This is a genomic window from Paenibacillus sp. JJ1722, from assembly GCF_048282685.1.
Taxonomy (GTDB): Bacteria; Bacillota; Bacilli; order Paenibacillales; family Paenibacillaceae; genus Paenibacillus; species Paenibacillus polymyxa_B.
The window spans coordinates 4,745,400-4,765,438 of sequence record NZ_CP182500.1; the positions used below are offsets into that span (position 1 = coordinate 4,745,400).

At 47.7% G+C, this 20,039-nt stretch carries 21 protein-coding genes and 1 pseudogene; 13 read left to right on the forward strand and 9 right to left on the reverse strand.

All coding sequences use genetic code 11. The features are described from left to right. Positions 1-60 precede the first annotated feature (60 nt). Together ACM1ND_RS21035 and ACM1ND_RS21040 are read left to right on the forward strand one after the other, a co-directional pair. Complete coding sequence (locus tag ACM1ND_RS21035) at positions 61-774, forward strand: GT-D fold domain-containing glycosyltransferase (protein WP_341057152.1); 714 nt, start codon at positions 61-63, stop codon at positions 772-774. Between the two features lie 257 nt (positions 775-1,031). Then, on the forward strand, positions 1,032-2,159 hold the full coding sequence (locus ACM1ND_RS21040) for an SGNH/GDSL hydrolase family protein (protein WP_340959534.1): 1,128 nt from the start codon (positions 1,032-1,034) through the stop codon (positions 2,157-2,159). Positions 2,160-2,374: 215 nt separating this feature from the next. Here ACM1ND_RS21040 and ACM1ND_RS21045 read toward each other — a convergent pair whose 3' ends face one another. After that, entirely contained in the window at positions 2,375-2,791 is a 417-nt protein-coding gene (locus ACM1ND_RS21045; protein WP_023990042.1) for a hypothetical protein, read from the reverse strand. A 164-nt stretch (positions 2,792-2,955) separates the two neighbouring features. Here ACM1ND_RS21045 and ACM1ND_RS21050 point away from each other — a divergent pair, with 164 nt between their 5' ends. From ACM1ND_RS21050 to ACM1ND_RS21070, 5 genes and pseudogenes are all read left to right on the forward strand, one after another. After that, positions 2,956-4,935, forward strand: a complete 1,980-nt coding sequence (locus ACM1ND_RS21050; protein ID WP_418026534.1) for a methyl-accepting chemotaxis protein — start codon at positions 2,956-2,958, stop codon at positions 4,933-4,935. A gap of 56 nt (positions 4,936-4,991) precedes the next feature. Next, positions 4,992-5,168, forward strand: a complete 177-nt coding sequence (locus ACM1ND_RS21055) for a YjfB family protein (RefSeq protein ID WP_023990044.1) — start codon at positions 4,992-4,994, stop codon at positions 5,166-5,168. 189 nt (positions 5,169-5,357) lie between these two features. After that, positions 5,358-6,713: a dipeptidase gene (locus tag ACM1ND_RS21060; RefSeq protein WP_418026535.1), complete on the forward strand. Its 1,356-nt coding sequence runs from the start codon at positions 5,358-5,360 to the stop codon at positions 6,711-6,713. Positions 6,714-6,956: 243 nt separating this feature from the next. Continuing rightward, positions 6,957-7,088: pseudogene (locus tag ACM1ND_RS21065) on the forward strand (putative RNA methyltransferase); the annotation flags it as partial. Positions 7,089-7,211: 123 nt separating this feature from the next. Beyond that, on the forward strand, positions 7,212-7,826 hold the full coding sequence (locus ACM1ND_RS21070; RefSeq protein ID WP_226887829.1) for a methyltransferase domain-containing protein: 615 nt from the start codon (positions 7,212-7,214) through the stop codon (positions 7,824-7,826). 73 nt (positions 7,827-7,899) lie between these two features. Here ACM1ND_RS21070 and ACM1ND_RS21075 read toward each other — a convergent pair whose 3' ends face one another. The 4 genes from ACM1ND_RS21075 to ACM1ND_RS21090 all read right to left on the reverse strand — a co-directional run bounded on the left by ACM1ND_RS21075 (position 7,900) and on the right by ACM1ND_RS21090 (position 9,816). After that, complete coding sequence (locus ACM1ND_RS21075) at positions 7,900-8,286, reverse strand: hypothetical protein (RefSeq protein WP_176716863.1); 387 nt, start codon at positions 8,284-8,286, stop codon at positions 7,900-7,902. Between the two features lie 63 nt (positions 8,287-8,349). Next, a complete protein-coding gene (locus ACM1ND_RS21080) occupies positions 8,350-8,613 on the reverse strand; it encodes a hypothetical protein (protein WP_023990048.1) in 264 nt (87 codons plus the stop codon). An 87-nt stretch (positions 8,614-8,700) separates the two neighbouring features. Continuing rightward, positions 8,701-9,192: a hypothetical protein gene (locus tag ACM1ND_RS21085; RefSeq protein ID WP_013311697.1), complete on the reverse strand. Its 492-nt coding sequence runs from the start codon at positions 9,190-9,192 to the stop codon at positions 8,701-8,703. Positions 9,193-9,333: 141 nt separating this feature from the next. Further along, positions 9,334-9,816 carry a hypothetical protein gene (locus ACM1ND_RS21090; RefSeq protein WP_023990049.1) on the reverse strand — a complete coding sequence of 161 codons (483 nt, stop codon included), beginning with the start codon at positions 9,814-9,816 and terminating at the stop codon, positions 9,334-9,336. Between the two features lie 491 nt (positions 9,817-10,307). Between ACM1ND_RS21090 and ACM1ND_RS21095 the strand changes: the two genes are divergently transcribed. The 3 genes from ACM1ND_RS21095 to ACM1ND_RS21105 all read left to right on the forward strand — a co-directional run bounded on the left by ACM1ND_RS21095 (position 10,308) and on the right by ACM1ND_RS21105 (position 11,339). Then, the gene (locus tag ACM1ND_RS21095) at positions 10,308-10,568 is read left to right on the forward strand and encodes a hypothetical protein (RefSeq protein WP_023990050.1); all 261 of its coding nucleotides are present in this window, start codon (positions 10,308-10,310) and stop codon (positions 10,566-10,568) included. Beyond that, a complete protein-coding gene (locus tag ACM1ND_RS21100; protein ID WP_235322313.1) occupies positions 10,565-10,786 on the forward strand; it encodes a hypothetical protein in 222 nt (73 codons plus the stop codon). The genes ACM1ND_RS21095 and ACM1ND_RS21100 overlap by 4 nt, the downstream gene beginning before the upstream one ends. Before the next feature lie 304 nt (positions 10,787-11,090). After that, on the forward strand, positions 11,091-11,339 hold the full coding sequence (locus ACM1ND_RS21105) for a hypothetical protein (RefSeq protein ID WP_075154672.1): 249 nt from the start codon (positions 11,091-11,093) through the stop codon (positions 11,337-11,339). Positions 11,340-11,555: 216 nt separating this feature from the next. Here ACM1ND_RS21105 and ACM1ND_RS21110 read toward each other — a convergent pair whose 3' ends face one another. Next, entirely contained in the window at positions 11,556-11,783 is a 228-nt protein-coding gene (locus ACM1ND_RS21110; RefSeq protein ID WP_007431813.1) for a helix-turn-helix domain-containing protein, read from the reverse strand. A gap of 305 nt (positions 11,784-12,088) precedes the next feature. On the opposite strand from ACM1ND_RS21110, the gene efeO reads away from it, so the two are divergent. From efeO to ACM1ND_RS21125, 3 genes are read left to right on the forward strand one after another with little or no spacing between them, the layout of a single operon-like run. Then, positions 12,089-12,967, forward strand: coding sequence for an iron uptake system protein EfeO (efeO, locus tag ACM1ND_RS21115; RefSeq protein ID WP_023990051.1), 879 nt, complete (start codon positions 12,089-12,091; stop codon positions 12,965-12,967). A gap of 4 nt (positions 12,968-12,971) precedes the next feature. Next, the gene (efeB, locus tag ACM1ND_RS21120; protein WP_023990052.1) at positions 12,972-14,336 is read left to right on the forward strand and encodes an iron uptake transporter deferrochelatase/peroxidase subunit; all 1,365 of its coding nucleotides are present in this window, start codon (positions 12,972-12,974) and stop codon (positions 14,334-14,336) included. A 24-nt stretch (positions 14,337-14,360) separates the two neighbouring features. Continuing rightward, positions 14,361-16,190 (forward strand): FTR1 family iron permease, encoded by a 1,830-nt coding sequence (locus ACM1ND_RS21125; protein WP_418026536.1) that lies wholly within the window; start codon positions 14,361-14,363, stop codon positions 16,188-16,190. A gap of 90 nt (positions 16,191-16,280) precedes the next feature. On the opposite strand, the gene ACM1ND_RS21130 is transcribed toward ACM1ND_RS21125, so the two are convergent. The 3 genes from ACM1ND_RS21130 to ACM1ND_RS21140 form a co-directional block, all read right to left on the reverse strand. Next, positions 16,281-17,693: an alanine racemase gene (locus ACM1ND_RS21130; protein WP_028541508.1), complete on the reverse strand. Its 1,413-nt coding sequence runs from the start codon at positions 17,691-17,693 to the stop codon at positions 16,281-16,283. A gap of 83 nt (positions 17,694-17,776) precedes the next feature. Continuing rightward, on the reverse strand, positions 17,777-18,865 hold the full coding sequence (locus tag ACM1ND_RS21135) for a Gfo/Idh/MocA family protein (protein ID WP_418026537.1): 1,089 nt from the start codon (positions 18,863-18,865) through the stop codon (positions 17,777-17,779). Beyond that, complete coding sequence (locus ACM1ND_RS21140; RefSeq protein ID WP_418026538.1) at positions 18,862-20,022, reverse strand: UDP-glucuronosyltransferase; 1,161 nt, start codon at positions 20,020-20,022, stop codon at positions 18,862-18,864. The genes ACM1ND_RS21135 and ACM1ND_RS21140 overlap by 4 nt, the downstream gene beginning before the upstream one ends. Positions 20,023-20,039 lie beyond the last annotated feature (17 nt).

Genomic DNA, 20,039 nt, shown 5'->3' on the forward strand with positions numbered 1-20,039 from the left:
AAAGTTTTTTGCTCCATCTGAAAAGTTGAACAAGCAGGAACGACAGGGAGGTAACATGTTATGACGAATCCAAGGTATCTGGAGATTGACGAGGTACTGAAACGATTGAAGCTGGCACTCGATCAGCACCAGTCCTTTTCGCTCATTCGTATTGGGGATGGTGAAAATTTGGTGTTGTCGCAGGACACCGTCTGGCCGATGGAAAAGGTATTACAGGAACGTTGGGCGGTCAAAGCCAATCTCGGTCAAAAGGGACTGTTTCTACCGAATACGGAACTACGGGACGCGGTGGCTGAGGCAGTGAGCAAAGCTAGCATTGCTGGCATTTTGCCATATGATGACGAATCTATTAAAGCACCATCCTATATGAAGCGGGAGCTGACCGATCAGGTCTTTGCTCACTATGCTCTTTCCCCCGCGCTGACCTGCCACGCCTGCCTGAATCGGTATTTGGCTAAGACACCCGCTTTCTGGGACATGCTGAAAAATCGACGCATTCTGCTGGTCACCCGGACGGCCACTGAAGTAAAGCCTGTTCTTGAGGCCGATCCGTACAGGCTGAATATCGCGCACACGCTGGCATTTCATCAATATGAACAAATGCCTGAAACACTCCAATGGATCGCAGCACACAAAGATGACTTTGATATTGCGCTATTCTCTTGTGGTGTCAATGCAGTCGTGTTAGCACAAAAAACAGCAGAGCTAACTGGCAAAGTAGGTATAGACTTCGGCAAGGCGATTAATATCGTCATGTTCGGCAAAGCTAATTAATGAATAAAGATAATTTGTGAAAAAATCCACTTAACAAGTAATCTTTGCTCCGTATATCAAAAAAGCACTAGCAAATTTCAGTTTGCTGGTGCTTTTTGCTATCATACATTTTCCTAAAGTCCGTGATCGAAAAGAATAATCCATATAAAGCCTTGGGCCCTTGCTTGTTTAGAAATAGAATTTGAGATTTCCTGTCACTTCTTTTACAATATTACAGAAACTAGCATTCATTTAGAAATTATGAGGAGGATGTTGAAATGTCACATAACAAGAGATTGAAGACATATCCACTTACAAAAGCAAAGCATGTAAAGGTTCATGGTCGAACTACGCAAACACGTACACCTCTTACTCTGTTTTGGACAGGCAGTGGCATTGAATTGAATATCAAAGGCTCAGAGCTGTGGATTGAAATTGAGGCCGATTACCAGGTGTTTGAACCCTGGATCAGTATTGTCATCAATGGGGTTCCGATGAGTCGCCTGATGGTGACCGCAGGACGACATTGGATCTGTCTTTTGAGAGGGTTGAACCCTGACACGGTCAAAAATGTCCGTGTGGTCAAGGATGTCCAGCCTATGAGTTCGGACTCGCGCTGCTTGTTGCAAATTCATGCCCTGAAGGTTGATGGGGAATTGCTGCCAGTCACTGATAAGCCCCTCAAGGTGGAATTTATCGGTGACAGCATTACCTCGGGAGAAGGAACGATTGGAGCGAAGGAGGAGACAGACTGGGTTCCCATGCTGTTCACAGCACTACGCAATTATACAGCCATAACAGCCGAAGCACTAAATGCGGACTACCGAGTGTTATCACAAAGCGGATGGGGTGTCCTAACAAGCTGGGATAATAATCCGCATGCGAACATACCGGCATATTATGAGCAGATATGTGGTGTGCTGACCGGTGAGAGAAATGAAGCATTAGGGGCATTTTCAGATTATGATTTTACCTCATGGCAGCCGGACGTGGTCGTAGTGAATTTGGGGACTAATGACGGGGGAGCCTTTTATTCTCCTGCATGGACGGACCCAGCAAGCGGGAAAGTGTACAAGCAACGCTTGAACGAGGACGGCACATTCAATGAAGAAGATTTACAATCTTTTGAAAGCGCTATCGTACGTTTTCTTGTCAAGCTTCGGACCTGCAATCCTGCTGCCCATATTGTGTGGGCCTATGGGATGCTGGGTACTCCGATGATGCCCTCAATCTACCGAGCGGTAGACGCGTACAAGAAAAAAACGAGGGATCGGAATGTGTCTGTATTCCAACTGCCTAACACGACGGAAGAAACGATAGGATCTCGCAGCCATCCCGGGCTCTCCGCCCATGCCAAAGCAGCAGATGAGTTGACAGTGTATTTGCGAGAGATTCTAAAGAAATAGAATCCGAGAAGCACAATCAACTCTGTAGAACACGCTCATAAAGGAAATTACAACAACTAGGTCATTTGTGCTCTGGGTGTTGTTGTTGAGAATTATAGCCACGAGTCTGCAGCAGATGTCTGTCTATGCTCGTGGCTAGTTAGCGCAGCGGACTATCCTAGGAGAACCACGAACAGGCAGCGAGCATTTACTATAGAAATAATCACCTGATATATTTACAAAAACGGAGTCGAAGCAATGCCCGTGAATACCTCTGGACCATTACGAACAGTGGTCGATACACCAGAAATATAAGAAGAATATACTGTTTGTATTGCCCAGGGAGCAGATAGATCCTGTGCATTAAAAGCTTGCGTTTCATTAGCCCCAGTCACGCCCAGTACCCCCTCGGCGCGGTAGACTACCTCACTCGGATCATAGTCGGCTCCACGCACGATTTCAACCGCATACGTATCGCCAAGCTCACCGATTAGGCCAATGGAACCACTAAAAGTTACAATCGGACCCGGCACAAGAAAGGTCCGCAGGGTGATCAAACCGAACCGCTCCGGTATAGGACCCAGCTGTATATCGGGACCCTCACCTGTTTTTGATGAATTGGTGGAGCTTCTCATATCCAGAAAAAAACCCATACCTTATCCCTCCAAATTGCAAGATACTCCATGCTATGCAAGAAATTCTTTAGCGTATTGGACAAATTAGTAATAAATCTATCAATTCAGCTCAAAATAACCGATAGTAAATACATATGGTATAAATATTAGAAATGAATATGTAGATAGAAAGCAGGGGTTTGATGAAACAACTGAGACGACTCAAAACATTAACACTACGCAAGAAATTGACAGCAGCATTTCTACTGGTCATGCTTGTTCCAAGCATTATTGTAAGTTCTTTTTCTTATCAAGCAGCATATAAACAGACGGACCGCCAATTACTCGATAGTGCGACAACTAGCGTTACCGCATCCGATCGTGCAGTTACTCAAACGATTCAAGCCAAAATCGCTGATCTCGAATATTACTCTACGACGATGACGGCTAGTGATAACAGTGCCGAAGCAGATGAAGACATCCTGAAAAGGTTACAAGTGTATTTAAAAATGCATGCGGAAGCTGTTGATATGTTTGTAGGAACTCCCGAAGGAAAACTCATTATTGGCAAAGCCGTAGGCTCCACAAACGATCCTCGTGAACGTCCGTGGTACAAACAGGCCATGGAGAAACCCGGACAAACCGTAATCAGCCCTGTCGGACTCAATACGGCTAAGGTCCCCGTTGTATATATTTCACGTACACTTCCTGACAACAGTGGTGTTCTCGGTCTTTCGCTGAACCTAAATAATTTAAAAGAAATCACAAATTTAAAAATCGGACAAAATGGCTATATTATGATATTAGATGGTACCAAACGTATCGTTACCCACCCGACAGAAGTCAGCGGAAGTACCAAAATGGGGGAAACGATACCTGAATTATTTGCCTCCAAAGAAGGTAGCTTTAGTTACGATATTAATGGCGTAGATAAACACCTGATTTTCAAAACCAATACGCTGACAGGCTGGAGAATTGCTGGAACGATGGACAAAGCAGAAACCAGTGCCTCCGCCCAACCGATTCTTATCACGACGATCATCGTGTTGGTGATTGCAGCCATCATCATTGGTGTGCTCGCAATGTGGCTAATCAGCAGTATACTTAAGCCCATCCAAAGATTACGTAATTCTATGGATGCCATCAGCCAAGGTAATCTTTCGATAAACGTGGCTACGACCAGTACAGATGAAATTGGTGAATTATCAAGATATTTTCAACAAATGGTAGATAACCTGCGTAACATGATTAAAGAAATTCAAGCGATGACAGGCAATTTGTCGGCATCCTCGCAAGAGCTTGCAGCAGGTGCAGAACAAACGACCCGGGCTATCGAGCATGTGACCATAGCCATTCAAGATGTGGCTGCAGGCAGCGAACGCCAAGTGGGCAGCGCTAAAGATAATCAGGAACGGATTAGCGGCATGGCAACAGACATTACCGCTATGACCGAAACCATGGCTGAAATGACCACTTACTCCGCACAGGCCATTCAGGCGTCGGATGCAGGCAGCGAGCATATCGGCAACAGCGTCGTTTCCATTGATGGCATTCGCACTACCGTGGAAGAACTGGATACCATCATCAGTGCTTTGAGTGACCGCTCTGGACGAATCGGAACGATTGTCACCGTCATTACGGAAATCGCCAGCCAGACTAATCTGCTCGCATTGAACGCTTCTATTGAGGCAGCACGCGCAGGGGAGCATGGCAAAGGTTTTGCTGTCGTGGCGACAGAGGTCCGCAAGCTGGCTGAAAACTCAGCTTATTCCGCACAACAAATTCGTGAACAGATTCAAGGGATACAGAGCGGTGTATCTGAAGCCCTGGTCGCTATGGAATCCGCCAAGGAACGCGTAAGTGATGGTATTAATTCCATTGACCTATCCGGTCGCTCCTTCTCTCGCATCCGTAGAGCGGTAGCCAAATCAGCGAAGCAGCTCGATAACGTCGCAGCTTCTACCGCTGGAGTCGCAGATGGAACGAGTTCAGTCGTCAGCAGCATGGAGGAAATTACACGCATCGCTGAAGAAGCGGCATCCCATACGGAGACCGTGTCCGCAGCCGCAGAGGAGCAGCTCGCCTCCATGGAAGAGATCGGTTCGTCTGCCGCAGATTTGACCCGTCTGGCGGAGCAGCTTCAAGATTTACTGACACAATTCCAATTAGATGAAACAAAATAACCGTTCCAACCGATAAATACAGAGAAAGAGTCTTCACAATGAGGGAGGGTTGGAACATGGATATCGCAGCATTATCAACAGGTATGAGTCAGGCCAGCTTAGCTCAAGCCGTAAGTGTGAAGGTATTAAGTATGGCTAAGGATCAGGCCAGTGAACAAGGACAGGCTTTAGTGCAGATGATGGAAAAAAGCGTACAGCCTCATCTTGGCGGTCAACTGGACATTCGCGCATAAGTACATCCATATGCTTGGTTAAGGGCGATTCTGCTCAGGTCTGGACAGACCCGGGTAGAATCGTTTTTTTATCTCCCTATTTTTCGTTCAGCACAAAACGTAGTAAACTAGACATATCGTCCACGACCTCGTTCGGAGGATAGCGCAACATTCACACGATTTACATTGAAAAAGGAGGATACATAGTATATGAGTTATTCTGATTATTTTGAAAAAGCCAGAGAGCAACAACTGGGCGAGTTACAGGAGTGGTTGTCCATTCCGAGTATCTCAGCATTATCGGAGCACAAAAAGGACATTAACCAAGCAGCTGATTGGCTCGCTGCCAAACTGACTGCTGCCGGTCTGGAAAACGTTGAAATCATTCCAACCAAAGGGCACCCGCTGGTATATGCGGATCATTTGCACGCACATGGTAAACCAACGATCCTCGTGTATGGACACTATGATGTACAACCCGTAGATCCGCTTCACCTGTGGGAAACGCCACCGTTTGAGCCATCCATCCGTGATGGAAAATTGTATGCGCGCGGAGCGACAGATGATAAAGGGCAGGTTTTCTTGCACATTAAGGCAGTTGAGGCCATTTTGAAGCAGGAAGGCACATTGCCGCTGAACATCAAATTCTGCATTGAAGGTGAGGAAGAAGTGTCCAGTCCGAACTTGCTTGAGTTTTTGCAAACTGGAGCTGAACGTCTGGCCGCGGATGCTGTACTGGTGTCCGACACTTCCTTGATCGAAAAAGGGAAGCCTGCCATTTGCACAGGTTTGCGTGGACTATGTTCACTGGAAGTCGCCATTCACACGGCGAACACAGATCTACATTCCGGCTCTTTCGGTGGCGGCGTGCCGAATGCCCTGCATGCTCTGGTGTCCTTGCTGGCAACCCTGCATGACGACAAAGGCGGCGTAAGCGTCGAAGGATTCTACGACGATGTTGCTCCATTATCGGCAGAGATGAGAGAAGAATTCGTGAAGCAAGGCTTCAATGAGAGCAAGCTGCAACAAGATCTTGCACTTGATTCTCTCTATGGCGAAGAAGGATTCAGCTTCGTTGAGCGTGTTGGGGCACGTCCGACACTGGAGCTGAACGGCGTATACGGTGGCTTCCAAGGGGAAGGCACGAAAACGGTCATTCCAAAAGAAGCTCATGCTAAAATCACGTGCCGCTTGGTGGCTAACCAGAATCCGCAAGACATTCTGGACAAAATCGAGCGCCATTTGCGCGCCCATGTTCAGGCAGGAGCTACCCTGGATATTCAACAGGGTGAAAAAGCGAACGCCTTTAACATCGACCCGTCACACGCGTTTCTGCAAGCGGCGGCCGATGCTTTTGAGAAGGTATACGGTGTGCGTGCCCTCTTTACCAAGGATGGAGGCTCTATCCCAATCGTGGAGACCTTCTCCCGTGTGCTGACTGCCCCAGTCGTGCTGATGGGCTTCGGCTTGCCAGATGAGAACCTGCATGCGCCAAACGAGCATTTTAACTTGGACAATTTTGACAAGGGTCTGCTGACGATTGTAGAGTTTTTGAAATCGGTGTAAGCACATGACAACTTCTTATGACTAAGTTACAATAGAGAGGGCGAAAGCCCTTTCTATTTTTTTTGAGGAGCGCTACATAATATGATTATTCAGTTTATTCGTTTACGGTAATGTGAGGTACAGTTCATGAAAACTCAACCATTTTTCCGAAAATGGGTTGGGTCTATTTGGCTGTGCCTTTTTTCATTCACCAAATACGAATGAACGGGGTGCTTTTCTGTGTCCAAATGGAATAAACACGAGATGAAGGCTGACCTGATTGGAAAGCATCAACATCTCTTTAGGTGTCCTCTATGCTCTCAACCGATGCGTATGGTGGAAGGTAAAAGCCTCCTATGTACGAATCAGCATTGCTATGATCTCTCAAAATACGGGTATTTACATTTAGCCGCCCGGTCCTATAAGACTAAATATGATAAACAACTATTTTCCTCCAGAAGAATGATGTGCAATAACGGATTTTTCGATCCCTTAAATGAAGCGATAAGCAGCACTATAATGAAATTTATGAAGCCACTGTTTGATCAAAAATCACACCTTTACTTGCTCGATGCAGGTTGCGGGGAAGGCACTCATTTGAGCCACATTCAGGATAAGCTGACCTGGAAGGGAATCACTGAGCTTACAAGCGTAGGTATGGATCTGTCTAAAGAAGGTATTGTGGCCGCAGCCAAAGAATATCCTCATACCCTCTGGTGTGTTGCGGATCTGGCTCATTGTCCGTTTTCAAATCAACAATTTGACGGTGTATTCAATATTTTATCCCCTTCTAATTATGCTGAATTTACAAGAATCCTTTCGGAGGACGGCTGCGTCCTGAAAGTCATTCCCGAACAATATTATCTTCGGGAATTGAGATGCTTGTATGAACAGAAAAAGAATAAGCCTGCTTATTCGAATGACAATATATTAAGCCGATTTAAAGATCATTTTAAACTTCTATCCGCCGAACGGTTAACCTATCGTTTTATGTTAAATGCCGACCTCATGAAACCTTTGCTCCATATGACTCCCTTATCGTGGGGAGCTACGGAAGCAGACTGGCAGCAAGTGCAGGAAATAAATTTACCGTATGTCACAGTAGATTTGCTCATCTTATGCGGTAAAAAATAGAATACTAAAAAGCATTCACAGCATGGAACCATCCATGCTTCGTGAATGCTTTTTTTTACGTTAGTCCCGTCGCTTAAGAAAAACGGGTGTAGCGCAACAGGTGAGCTAGCCGATTGAGCCGTTCTATCTCCCGATCCAACTCATGCAGCGGCTGTCCAGCCAAAGCAGCGTTTGCTCTCAGATCCCGTAGCGGGTTCAATTTCCGACCCATGAGTTTGAGCACCGTTGCCTTCCCCATGTTATTCACCACCACATATTGCGTTAGCGGATCAAGCTCAATCCACAATACATGATGCTGTTGAAAAAACGATAATAGTTGCTTTTTTAACGCCTCCAGCTCATCAATCTCACCTGTGATTTGCGGATGATGATGAAAAGCCACATAGCCCATCACCCGCAGGTCACTTATGATTTGTTCCAAATGAAGCGTTTCGTTTATGTACACATGGTTCGTGCTCATGCGGTTTCTTGTACCATTCGTATGATCTTCCCGGATGACGTTCACCACCTGACTATCGTTATATTAAGATTTATCTTTCCCCTTTTCCAATAGCTGCACAAGCCAGTAACCTCCAAACAACAATGCTCCTACTGCAAAAATAACGGTATACACCGTATATAACGTTGTCAGTTCAAACAAACTATTGTACCGATTAAGCAAGATCCCCCACAAGCATAGCAGAAAATTGCTACCATTTTGCTGATGAAAGCGATGCTTGTAAATCCGTTGAATCAAAACAGCCAGGAATCCTATCAACAAAACGTGATTCAGCAAAATACTCCACATTTCCATAAGCCCCCTTTTTCACTATAGCGCAATCGGCTTTGAAAAGTCAGGACATGTACAAACCTTACGAACAAAAAAACAACCGGCTTATACGCCAGTTGTTTCCCGTTCCACAAAATACTTATTGGTCATATAATGGGCCTTGCCTCTGGAGGTATCCACCATTCCCTTTTTGTTGTCGAGAAAAACAATCTCCCGGCATTTGGTGCAGTACCACTTGGTCCGCTTAAAGGGAGATTCTGTTACATACGATGTACCACATTTGCAATCTACTTTAATTAAGGTTTCTGTTGATTTGTAAGCCTGGGACAACTCTTTTAGGCCAGTGTCCGGCTGTTGAATCGGGATAATAACCTCCTGATAGCTTGAATACTGATTATGAACTTTAAAATCAGCCACCAGTTCCGCATGCAGTCCAAAGTACTCTTTGCCGATCTCGGTTACGAATTTTTTGCCAATTCTGTAACACTCAAGCCATTCCTGTATCTGTTGATTAGACAAAGGCACTGTGCCCTTGATACCACTATTTAATGTGTAAGTCATGATGTATAAAGTATCATCTTGTCTATGTCCGTACATGAGAAGCCTCCTTATAATACACTTGATAATGTACTACAAAGCGCAAAAAACATCAATTTTATTATTTGGCAAAAGACTTAATATAGCTCGGTAAGCACATAAGAGGTGTGAGTGTATGGTTAGAAAGCAACTGACAATCTGTCAGTTGCTTTGTCTTTCCACATAGTATTTGTTGGTCATGTACCACGCCTTGCCTTTATCCGTATCCACCATGCCCTTTTTACGATCTAGGAACACAATGTTATTACACTCCTTGCATGACCACTTGGTTCTTTTATGCGGTGACTCTTCTATATAGGAAGCACCACATTTACATTCTACCTGAATTAATGTTTTATACTGGCTGTACGCCTCTACCAGTGGGTCCAGCTCTACAGCTTTGCGTTCCATTACAGGCTGTATTATGGATATGTGTTCTCTCTGCTCCGAGTATTCATTATGTACCTTGAAATCTGCTACCAACTCAGGGTTTAAACCAAAATACTGTTTCCCCACAACCGTTACAAACTTGCTGCCAATTCGATATGCTTTGATCCATTCCTGCACCTGCTTACTGGTTAGGTCGACAGTTCCCTTTATACCGCTGTTCAGCGTATAAGTCATCAAGTGTTGGTTGGGTGTCATATGTCTTAACGTTCACCTCCGATCAAGAATATACCACAGGTAGCTCTAGGCAAAAGCTACTTCCTACTACCTGAAGCAATGAGCTTTTTCTGCCTTGTGATTCTTCTTCAACACCTATATATAAAAGTATAGCTCAAAACCTGATCCATCTTCCATCCTGTCGTCATGCTGAATACTGCTTTGTAGGGATTTATATTCTTAGACTATCACCAGATGCATTTCTATCTTAGTATAACTTTGTGGTACAGTCTTATGTTTTGATCACTCCTGTTAGTTGCACTATGATCTCTAATGGTAGTTTCTTCCTTCTATATATAGTACATCATTTACACGCAAATTCCCACATATTTCAGCGGTTATTCTGTAAAACAAAAGCCTTCATCCTTTTTAAAAGGGTTACGGGACTGATCACATGGTAGAGGTTACTGCTTCCTTGCCGTCCCCCCGATTATGTTATAATAAAATAAAGCAAAAAGAGCGAGGTGAAGTCGATGAAATGGGAAGAAATTGCCGAATCACATCCGAGGCGATTTGTGTTGGTTGAGGCTATAAAAGCCAGTTCCAATAATCGCGTGCGCAATCTTGAAGACATGGCGGTTATTCAGGATTACGACAACCCGAAAGATGCTTGGAGCGGGTATAAACATTTTCACAAACTGTATCCGTCACGCGAACTGTATGTGTTCCATACCAGTCGATCCGATGTCGAGGTTGTAGAAGAGTTTTTCTCAGGAGTACGGCAGCGTACATGAAGATTAACCTCCATAATGGTTTGCCAATTGTTTCCTTAACTTTGAGACATCACAACCAAACTGCTCTATTACCAAACGTATTGTTCGATACAGGGTGCGCTGCAACAGTGTTTGATACGGATTTACTAGCCCAAATCGGCATTCACATTGATTTCATTAACGGGAGAGCAAAGCGGATGTACGGGGTGGGCGGCACAAAATTTGCTACGAACAGGTAATTCCTCATCTAAAAATCGGGCATATTCAATTAGATACATTTCCAATTCAACTAAGCTCTATTCAAGAGCCGTATGGATTTGATGGCATATTAGGCATTGATTTTATGCTAAAAACAAAATTAATTGTTGACTTTGATTTAATGAACATCCACTCCCCACTTTCACCTTTAAAATAATTCCAAGCAGGTGGCCACATGTCTCTTCCTTTAAATCTGATTACCATCATGCTCAGCCCGTAGAAGTATTACTTATACCCTTGGTTTCTCCTGCGGGCTGAGCCTTTGCCCAAGGGAGCGTGATGGTAATGAAACCTAATCAAAAAAATCGGTATCGAGCTTATTTTAGGCACCACAGAAAACGTGTTATTCAGCGTAAAAAACGGCTTTCAGCACACCGGGGATGGGTCGTCAAATTTGATGGTGTATTCTCCAAAGGAAAAATCCATTGTTCCTGCTGGATGTGCAGTAATAAAACAAAACGACTGGGCTATCCCAAATCAGAGCTAGCAAGAATAGATAACTGCCAGGAACAGCTTCAGGATTATCGTTTCTAAACTAAAAAACGATCAAAACAAGCGAATGTCCATTGCTATGACACTCGCTTGTTTTACGTTTACAATAGATTTCCCAGCTTCTCTCCTCAATTTGAAATATAGAATAAACTTACTAGGTTTGATCAGCTAACATACCACAAAACAAAAGCCTTCCCGACCACCCTTCACTGTCGAAGGATCATCGAGAAGACTTTGTACCCCGCAAGGAACGAGAGGTCAGATTTTTAATTCGCCAAGCCTGATTAATTCTACGACCGCCTGTGAACGACCTTTTACGTTCAATTTTTGCATCACATTGGAAATATGGTTTCGGACCGTTTTTTCGCTAATAAATAGCTGTCCGGCGATGTCACGTGTTGTTTTGTCCTGCACGAGCAGTTCAAATACTTCACGTTCACGGTGAGTTAACAAAAACTTGTTTTTGTGGTCGTTACCCTTCGTCAATTTCACCCCTCCTTGCTCGGGTTTTGTGTGGTGTAACAAGGTTAAGGGATACAGTCAACACATTTTATGTCATGTGCTCGGGTATGGTTCAATATGCGGATAAAAATGGGCATAGGCACCTTACTTGCTGCTTTAATGATGGGTTGGACTTTGTGTCTAAATTATGTATTGACAGGCATATGGGCCAGCCTTATGATAAGAAAAACCGCGACTGATAATCATTATCAAAATAAAAATTCGATATAGATATCGCGCAACAGACTATGGTTCAGGGCCAGTTTGGCCAGAAAGGGTGTTCATTGATTATGAAACTACGTTATGCCGTACCGGCCGGAGTGCTGGTCTCTTCTATTCTGTTCGCAGGTTGCGGACAAACCGGAACTGCTACTCAGCAGCCTGCCGCAACGACCAAAGATGCAGGAGCCACAACACAGACAACGACTCCTGCCGCTTCTGCCCCCAATTTTGATCAAGCGGTAACAGCTTACCGCACCTATGCCATCGAGCAATGCGATACATTTGTGAAGAAGACAGAAGAATTCACGAACGCGGTCAAAGCTGGCGAACTGGATAAAGCCAAGGCGCTATATGCCCCTGCACGTATGTACTATGAACGGATTGAACCGATTGCAGAAGCGCTGGGTGATCTTGACCCGAATATTGATGCACGTGACGGTGATGTGGATGCAGCGGATTGGCGCGGCTTTCACCGTATTGAAAAAACATTATGGGAAGAAAACACAACCAAAGGAATGGACGAGTTTTCCGACCGACTGCTGAGTGATGCCAAGCTGCTGCGTGCCAAAGTAGAAACAGTTAATATTGACGCCAGCCTGATGGTAACGGGTGCAGTCGAGTTGTTGAATGAAGTATCTACCTCGAAGGTGACGGGTGAAGAGGAGCGATATTCTCATACGGATTTGTACGATTTTGCTGCCAATGTAGAAGGCGCGCAAAAGATATATGACATTTTGAAAACAGATCTGAACCAAAAAGATGCGGCATTGGAAAAACAAATCGGTGAGCGCTTTGCGGCCTTACAGCAGGAGTTGGCTCCTTTTAAAGACGGAGAAGGCTATGTATCGTATACAAAACTGAAACCGGAAGAAGTTAAAAAGCTGAGCCAAAACCTCGATGCCTTGGCAGAACCGTTGTCCCAAATGGGGAAATTGTTAGGAGTGTAATGATATGAAAGGCTTTAAGCGGCAAAAAGGGCAAGAAAAGCCGCAGTATGCGGAATCCCATAATGAACAGGCTGATCTGGTAAAAAAGGATGCGAAGCTAGTGGAAGATGAGTCGTCAGGAAAAAGCAAATCCGTATCACGCCGAGACCTATTGAAGCTGGCCGGGGTAGGTGGACTAGGCCTCCTGCTTGGCGGCGGGGGCGTGGGAGCCGTGCTGTCAGCCGGTCAACGCCTCGAAAGCATGATGACGGATGCGGATACCAAAGATGTAATCCCTTTTTACGGTAAGCATCAGGCAGGTATTGTGACTCCGGCGCAGGATTTCATCTGCTTCGCCGCTTTCGATCTAACAACCAGCGACAAGGAACAGATGCGTAGCCTCTTCAAAGCCTGGACGGAAGCAAGCGCTACAATGACTTCTGGCGTGCTCCTTGGCAACGATAATGAAAATCTCAACCTCCCTCCTTCCGATACGGGCGAGGCGGCAGGATTGTCGCCATCCCGCACGACGATCACCTTTGGTGTGGGCCCATCCTTTTTTGATGGACGATACGGCCTGGCAGGGCTTAAACCTGCCGAGTTCCGTGAGCTGCCCCGTTTTCAAGGGGATGCCCTGGAGGAGCAATGGTGCGGCGGCGATATCGGAGTGCAGGTATGTGCCAATGACTTGCAGGTAGCTTTCCATGCCCTGCGTAATTTGGCGCGTATCGCCAGAGGAACGGCGGTGCTTCGCTGGACGCAGGAAGGCTTCCAGCGAACAGCACAGGCCGATCCTGCGGGAAGCACACCACGCAATTTGCTGGGCTTCAAGGACGGTACGGGGAACCCGGACACCTCCAAGGCAGACGAGATGAATCGGCTGGTGTGGACTCAGACCAGTGACGGACCAGCATGGATGGGCGACGGCAGTTATATGGCTGTACGCCGTGTACGCATGCGGGTAGAGGTGTGGGATCGCTCAACATTGGGCGACCAGGAGGATACTTTTGGACGTCATCGCAGCAGCGGGGCCCCACTCGGCAAGGTCAAGGAGTTCGACAAGCTTGATCTGGCGGCCAAAAATCCGGAAGGCAAGCCAGTTACACCTCCCACCTCTCATGTGGCTTTGGCTCATGGGGACGGGAGCATTAATATTTTGCGGAGGTCTTATTCGTATTCAAGCGGATTGGACAAGCAAACAGGGCAGCTGGATGCCGGGCTGCTGTTCATCAGCTACCAGCGTGATCTGTTCAAGCAGTTCGTTCATATTCAGGAGAAGCTTGCACGCAATGACAAGCTGAACGAATACATTGTACACAAAGGCAGTGCGGTGTTCGCCTGCTTCCCGGGTGTATCGCAAGGCGGCTACATCGGGGATACGTTATTTTAGCAGCAGGCAAGGAAGGGGATTTATATGAATCGGCGCAATAAAAGCTTGGGATGGGTGTTTGTGCTGGTGGCGGCTCTGCTGCTGACCGTCACTCCGTTCATGTCCGGCTCCGGGTCGGTCGCTTTTGCACAAACGGATGCCAAAGCTGTCACCAATGATCAGCTAATGCCTGTGGTGGGCGGAGCGCTGGTGGAGGCGGGACAAGCTCAATGGACGGAAGCCTCCAAGGATCTGAAAGAATTCCGCACGCTGTGGGAGGCCGCCAAAACGAATGGCGGAGATTCAGCTCACATCGCGGCTGTAGATCAAGCACTCACCGATGCGGAGCAGACACTCGCCAGTGGCGGCGGGGAACCAGCGAAAGCTGCCTTATCCGTGCTGGCGCGCTCGGTCAATGAGTACGTCACTGCGGCCGAAGGGGACAAACCAGCCCCGGCTGGAGCCAAAGCAGCGGAAAAATTGCTTCCTATGGCGAAGGGCAGTCTGGCCGCCATGCAAAAAGGCGATTGGGCTGCTGCCCGGGTGGATTACGATCGAATCGTCAAAGCCTGGTATCAGGTAGAAACACCGATCCGTTTGGACAATTTTCCGGTATACAGTTCGCTCGAAACTAAAATCAGTCTCATTCGCATCTCCATGCAAGCTGAGCCCATTCGCCAAGAACAGGCTCTTAAGGAAATGCAGGAATTAACGACTCTGCTGTCTGATTATAGTCAGGGCAAGTCTGCGAACACAGGCCAAGGAACAGATACAGGCAATACGGCTACGGGAACGGCGAATGGTTCGGCAGCTTCTCTGACCGATGCAGTCACCTTGCTCGAATCCGCACGCCAAGATGCTGTAGCTAATCAATCAGAGCAAGCGGCTGATAAGGTAGTGCAGTTTATCGCTCTGTGGCCTTCCGTCGAAGGACATGTACAAATTTCCGATCCGACGTCTTACACTGCGATTGAAAATGAAATGACCGAAACTTCCGGATATCTGCTGTCTTCTCCACCGAATACGGACAAAGCCATTCAGACTCTTGATCAGATGCTGAACAGGCTCCGTCCGTTGACGGAAGAACGTTCTTACACTGCGTGGGATGCCGCGCTGATTTTGCTGCGTGAGGGCCTGGAGGCCATCCTCGTGCTCGCAGCTCTGCTGGCGTATGCCAAAAAAAGCGGCGAAGCCGTGGCTGGACGTTGGATATGGGCAGGAGCCGGAACGGGGCTGGTGCTGAGCGGAATTCTGGCAGTGCTGTTCACCACACTGGTGGCAGCTGCCGCATCAGGCAGCATGCGTGAGCTGCTGGAAGGTGTCACCGGGCTGGTGGCGGTCGTGCTGATGCTGACCGTGGGTAGCTGGTTGCATAGCAAATCCAACGCTGCCGCATGGAACCGCTTTGTGGAAAACAGCGTGGGCAACGCACTGGCACGAGGAAGCCTGTGGTCGCTATTTGCGGTTTCTGCGCTCGCAATTCTGCGTGAAGGAGCCGAGACAGCTATCTTTTATGTCGGTATGGCTCCAGCCATCGAAACCTCACAATTGCTGATCGGCATTGGCTCAGCGACGATTATTCTGGTCATTCTGGCGTTTGCGATCATTAAATTCAGTGTACGATTGCCAATTCGCGCCTTTTTCCTGACTGCCACTGTACTGATTTACTATCTCGTATTCCGATTCCTGGGCGAAAGTATTCATTCGCTTCAGGTGGCCGGTAAGCTTCCGGGGCACACTGCCTCCTCGCTTCCGTCCATTAGCTGGCTGGGAATGTATCCAACGTGGGAAACATTTGTCCCACAAATCGCTGTACTGATCTTTATGGTATGGCAGCTTGTGCGTCAGGAAATGCGCAGCTCCAAGCAACAATAAGTCGATGCTACCCTACTCATCATGTAAAAAACGCCAAATCACAGGTCCGATTTATATCGGTTCCCATGAGTTTGGCGTTTTTTTACATACTTACTGCACATCCTCAGGCAACGGAATCATGCGCTGATGATGCAGCAGGTCTGTGCGGTCACCGTGTTCACGAATGACATGCACCTCCCCACGAAAATCGAGCAGCTCCGTCGGGGTAGCATGTCCCAGAAATTGTAGTGGGCTATAGCTTAATCCATAGGCACCTGCATTCGGAAAGGCAATATAATCGCCCTCGTGAATCGGAGGAAGCTGCGCTTTTTTCACAATACAATCCTCGGGTGTACAAAGCGGACCGACAATGCTTACCGTCTCAAGCTCCATGGATGCCTCTTCCAGAGGCCCTCCTATTCGGTTTGCAACCTCTTCTAATGATTGTTCGACAGCCACAGCCGTTTGAGCAGAAGCGTCTCTTTGCCCCATCCATAGGGTTGCTTCCACTTCTCGTTCTTTGGGCTCTTTCAATTCTCCCGCTTGCCTGCGCATAATTCGCACCGGGTAGTTGTCCCTAATTCGGCGTCCTCGAAAAGTAGCTGCGGCGTAGTGATTCATGCCACCATCAGCCACGACAAACTTCTCCCCCTTGGATTCCTTTGTATACAATGCTCGGCAGACATACATGCCCGATTGAGCGACCAGATACCTGCCGCTTTCGATGATTAGCTTAACCCCGGGCATGCGGGTTCGGGTCTGCTCCGCGAGTGCGTTCAGTCCGTCAATGACGTGATCCATATCGAGCGGTTGCTCATGAGCAAAATAAGGTACACCAAACCCGCCGCCCAAATTGACCGTATGCATTGCCACACCATACTGAGCCTGTACCCGTTCTGCCAACTGTAGCGTATTCGCAAATGAAGCTAAAATCTGATCCGATTTCAACATTTGCGTACCTGTATATACCTGAATACCTTGAAAATTGACGTGCGGGCAATCTTCCAGCACCTTAAAAAAGTGATCCAGCTGCCCTTCATCCACTCCAAAGGGGCGCGGAACACCGCCCATTTTAATCGTTGCTCCAGACAAGTCGTTATCGGGATTGATGCGAACCGCTGCCCTGACAAGCTGGCCCGCTTGGGCAGCAATGTCCTCCAACAGACGCAGCTCCCTCACCGATTCGACATGAATACAGCCGATTCCACAGGCTACCGCCTCGCTCAGCTCGGCTACTGTTTTTCCCGGTCCGGCGTACAGCACGTCTTCCGCAGCGTACCCGGCCTCCATAGCGACGAACATTTCTCCAGCCGAAGCAATCTCAACACCACAACCTAACGAGCGCAGCAGCCCAGCCAAGGCTACGTTACCATTAGCCTTGAGCGCATAATGTACACGCACGGCCGGGTGCAATCGGGATAGTAACGAGCTGACATGGGCATGCAGCGCATCCCCGTCATAATAGTAAAATGGCGTCGGATGCTCGCCGAAACGCTCCAGTAGGGCTTCGTCCTTTTTATCCATCTACTGAATTCCCCTCCTCTCTTTGCCTTGATACTCAGTATTTTGCATCATTCGCTCCCCACCGCTCGAAAACACAATCATACTCATACTGCATAGATCGTCTCGCCCGAGCGTGCTGCTTCATGAATGGCTGCCAGCAGTCTGACGCGTTCAGCAGCCTCGCGAAATGGAATGGGCTCCGCTTCTCCCCGGATGATGCTGCAAAAGGTATTCAACTGATTGACATAATAGTTCATAGGCTCGAAAACCGTTTTGGTATGCGAAGATGTCTGTGATAACACAGGCAGTGAGTCCGCATCCGTTATATTCGGCATGATATCCTTCTTTATTTCCGTCTTGAGTGTCATTTTATAAAAACCTAAATTTGCCCGAAAGCAGTCCTTTAAAGTGACTACTGCCGAATCAAAGGTCAGTACATGAGCACAGTGATAAGGGCGCTCAAATGAAAAGAGGGCAGATGCCTTCAATCCGCTCGGATAACGGGCTTGCGCACGAAATGTCCAGTCACAGCCATGAGGACCATCAAAATCCGATTGACTGTGGAATTCAGCCTGCTCCAATCCAACGATGGCTTGAAGCAGCTGTAGCCAGTACACGCCCAGATCCCAAAAGCATCCCCCACCCTGCTCCGGACGAGATCTGTAATTGTCCGCATGTCCTTCTTTTGCCGGAATGCATAGACTCGTCTCTATGGAGCATAAGCGACCATAACGCCCCGATTCTACGATCCTCCGCAGCTCATGCTGCCAAGGATGGTGCTGCACCATGACTCCCTCCAGCAGGTAAGCGCTGCTCTGCTCGACTGTGGCTGCCAAGGGAGCCAGATCAGCCGTATTCAGACATAACGGTTTTTCCACCAGCACATGCTTATGAGCCCGTAGTGCTTTGCCAATCCACTCGGCATGCAAGTCGTTGCTGAGCGCAATATATACAGCGTCGATCTCCGGGTCCTTTAGCATATCCTCAGCATGCCGATAAATGACACTGACGCCAAAACGATCTGCCATTTCTCCTGCCTTGGCAACCGTGCGGTTCGCAAGCGCGGTCACGCGTGCCCCTGCTACATGTCGGATCGGTTCCAGCAAGGCACGCGGAGCAATAGCAGAACAGCCAATGATCCCAAAGCGAATATCTCGCATCGCAGGTTCTTGCGCAGCCGCGGTAGCGTTCATGACCCCTGCTCCATTCCCAGTGAGCTTGCTGACATTTGGATGCTATTCACATAGGACTCTATATAACGCGGCGTTCGACTGCGCAGCTCTACGATCCTGCGATGCATATCCTCCAGTATCTGAGCACTGCCGTCATAGGTTTGTATCCAAGTATCGTACCGCATACCCAGTCCAAGCCGTTCCCATAGATCCGCATTATGCTTCTCATGCACACCAAATGGCTCCAGCATAATGAGCGGAGTAGCTGTAGCGAACGAATCGGTTAGGCTGCCACCACCGGGCTTGCTGACAATGGCCTGGACACGACATGCTTGGTCCAGCATGCTATGGTAATCCGGTCCAACCTGATACACTGTCTTCTCGCCTCTTTTCACCTCTCCGAAAGGTGGAAATGTATGCTCTCCGGCTTCATTTCGCTGCCATGTCCTCCACTGCGGGTCCATCTGAAAATAGCGTATACTGTCCCGCTGTTCATCCGGTTGATCCTGATCATACAACAGCAGGTCCAGCTCCCAGCCCGCTTCTTCCAACCGTCCAACCTTGTCGCGGTAGGTGCCCATCCCCCAACCGCCGCCATGTACGAATAAGCGGGATTGCCGTGCTTCAAACGGTACATACTCCACGGCCGGTACATCAATATAGTGGCTAACTCTATTGTTATCATTTTCAAAAAAGGTCGTTTCTCCACAGCCATCCGCAAAACGCGGGTTATGCTTGGCTAGATTTTTCCAGGAAGGAGAAGGTGTCGAATCCATGTACACGATGTCCACATGCACCGACTCCGGTTCTCTGCGCTTGCGATACTCCTCCAGTACATACATCCAATGACCGGATAAGCATATAAAATACCGCCGATCTTCCTCTATCCATTGGTTCAGCAGTACTTCCATCGCTGCGAGATCCAGTGAATTACGCATATCCTGCGGAACCTTTTGTGACATTAAGGCCACCGCAAAATTGTCATGGTAAGCTTTGCGGCTTTTGTCGACCTTGAGACGGGCCGATTCTGGCAGCACATTTTCAAATACATGAATCGCCGTATCCACGCCCAGCCTGCGAAGACCCGCTTGCAACAACAAGCCAGGGGTATAAAAGCCCAATCCGAAACCGGAACACAAAATCGTTACCTTCATAAGCTTATCCGTATTCTTACGCATGCTCATACGCCTCCCGT

Excerpts from the sequence above, each read along its gene's own strand:
- ACM1ND_RS21100 (WP_235322313.1), top strand. The coding sequence starts at position 10,565 with ATGAAGATTAACCTCCATAATGGTTTGCCAATTGTTTCCTTAACTTTG.
- ACM1ND_RS21140 (WP_418026538.1), bottom strand. The coding sequence starts at position 20,022 with ATGCGTAAGAATACGGATAAGCTTATGAAGGTAACGATTTTGTGTTCC.
- ACM1ND_RS21090 (WP_023990049.1), bottom strand. The coding sequence starts at position 9,816 with ATGACACCCAACCAACACTTGATGACTTATACGCTGAACAGCGGTATA.
- ACM1ND_RS21080 (WP_023990048.1), bottom strand. The coding sequence starts at position 8,613 with ATGTGGAGTATTTTGCTGAATCACGTTTTGTTGATAGGATTCCTGGCT.
- ACM1ND_RS21045 (WP_023990042.1), bottom strand. The coding sequence starts at position 2,791 with ATGGGTTTTTTTCTGGATATGAGAAGCTCCACCAATTCATCAAAAACA.
- ACM1ND_RS21050 (WP_418026534.1), top strand. The coding sequence starts at position 2,956 with ATGAAACAACTGAGACGACTCAAAACATTAACACTACGCAAGAAATTG.
- ACM1ND_RS21095 (WP_023990050.1), top strand. The coding sequence starts at position 10,308 with ATGAAATGGGAAGAAATTGCCGAATCACATCCGAGGCGATTTGTGTTG.
- ACM1ND_RS21085 (WP_013311697.1), bottom strand. The coding sequence starts at position 9,192 with ATGTACGGACATAGACAAGATGATACTTTATACATCATGACTTACACA.
- efeO (WP_023990051.1), top strand. The coding sequence starts at position 12,089 with ATGAAACTACGTTATGCCGTACCGGCCGGAGTGCTGGTCTCTTCTATT.
- ACM1ND_RS21060 (WP_418026535.1), top strand. The coding sequence starts at position 5,358 with ATGAGTTATTCTGATTATTTTGAAAAAGCCAGAGAGCAACAACTGGGC.
- efeB (WP_023990052.1), top strand. The coding sequence starts at position 12,972 with ATGAAAGGCTTTAAGCGGCAAAAAGGGCAAGAAAAGCCGCAGTATGCG.
- ACM1ND_RS21075 (WP_176716863.1), bottom strand. The coding sequence starts at position 8,286 with ATGAGCACGAACCATGTGTACATAAACGAAACGCTTCATTTGGAACAA.
- ACM1ND_RS21130 (WP_028541508.1), bottom strand. The coding sequence starts at position 17,693 with ATGGATAAAAAGGACGAAGCCCTACTGGAGCGTTTCGGCGAGCATCCG.
- ACM1ND_RS21105 (WP_075154672.1), top strand. The coding sequence starts at position 11,091 with ATGAAACCTAATCAAAAAAATCGGTATCGAGCTTATTTTAGGCACCAC.
- ACM1ND_RS21055 (WP_023990044.1), top strand. The coding sequence starts at position 4,992 with ATGGATATCGCAGCATTATCAACAGGTATGAGTCAGGCCAGCTTAGCT.
- ACM1ND_RS21125 (WP_418026536.1), top strand. The coding sequence starts at position 14,361 with ATGAATCGGCGCAATAAAAGCTTGGGATGGGTGTTTGTGCTGGTGGCG.
- ACM1ND_RS21070 (WP_226887829.1), top strand. The coding sequence starts at position 7,212 with ATGAAATTTATGAAGCCACTGTTTGATCAAAAATCACACCTTTACTTG.
- ACM1ND_RS21040 (WP_340959534.1), top strand. The coding sequence starts at position 1,032 with ATGTCACATAACAAGAGATTGAAGACATATCCACTTACAAAAGCAAAG.
- ACM1ND_RS21135 (WP_418026537.1), bottom strand. The coding sequence starts at position 18,865 with ATGAACGCTACCGCGGCTGCGCAAGAACCTGCGATGCGAGATATTCGC.
- ACM1ND_RS21035 (WP_341057152.1), top strand. The coding sequence starts at position 61 with ATGACGAATCCAAGGTATCTGGAGATTGACGAGGTACTGAAACGATTG.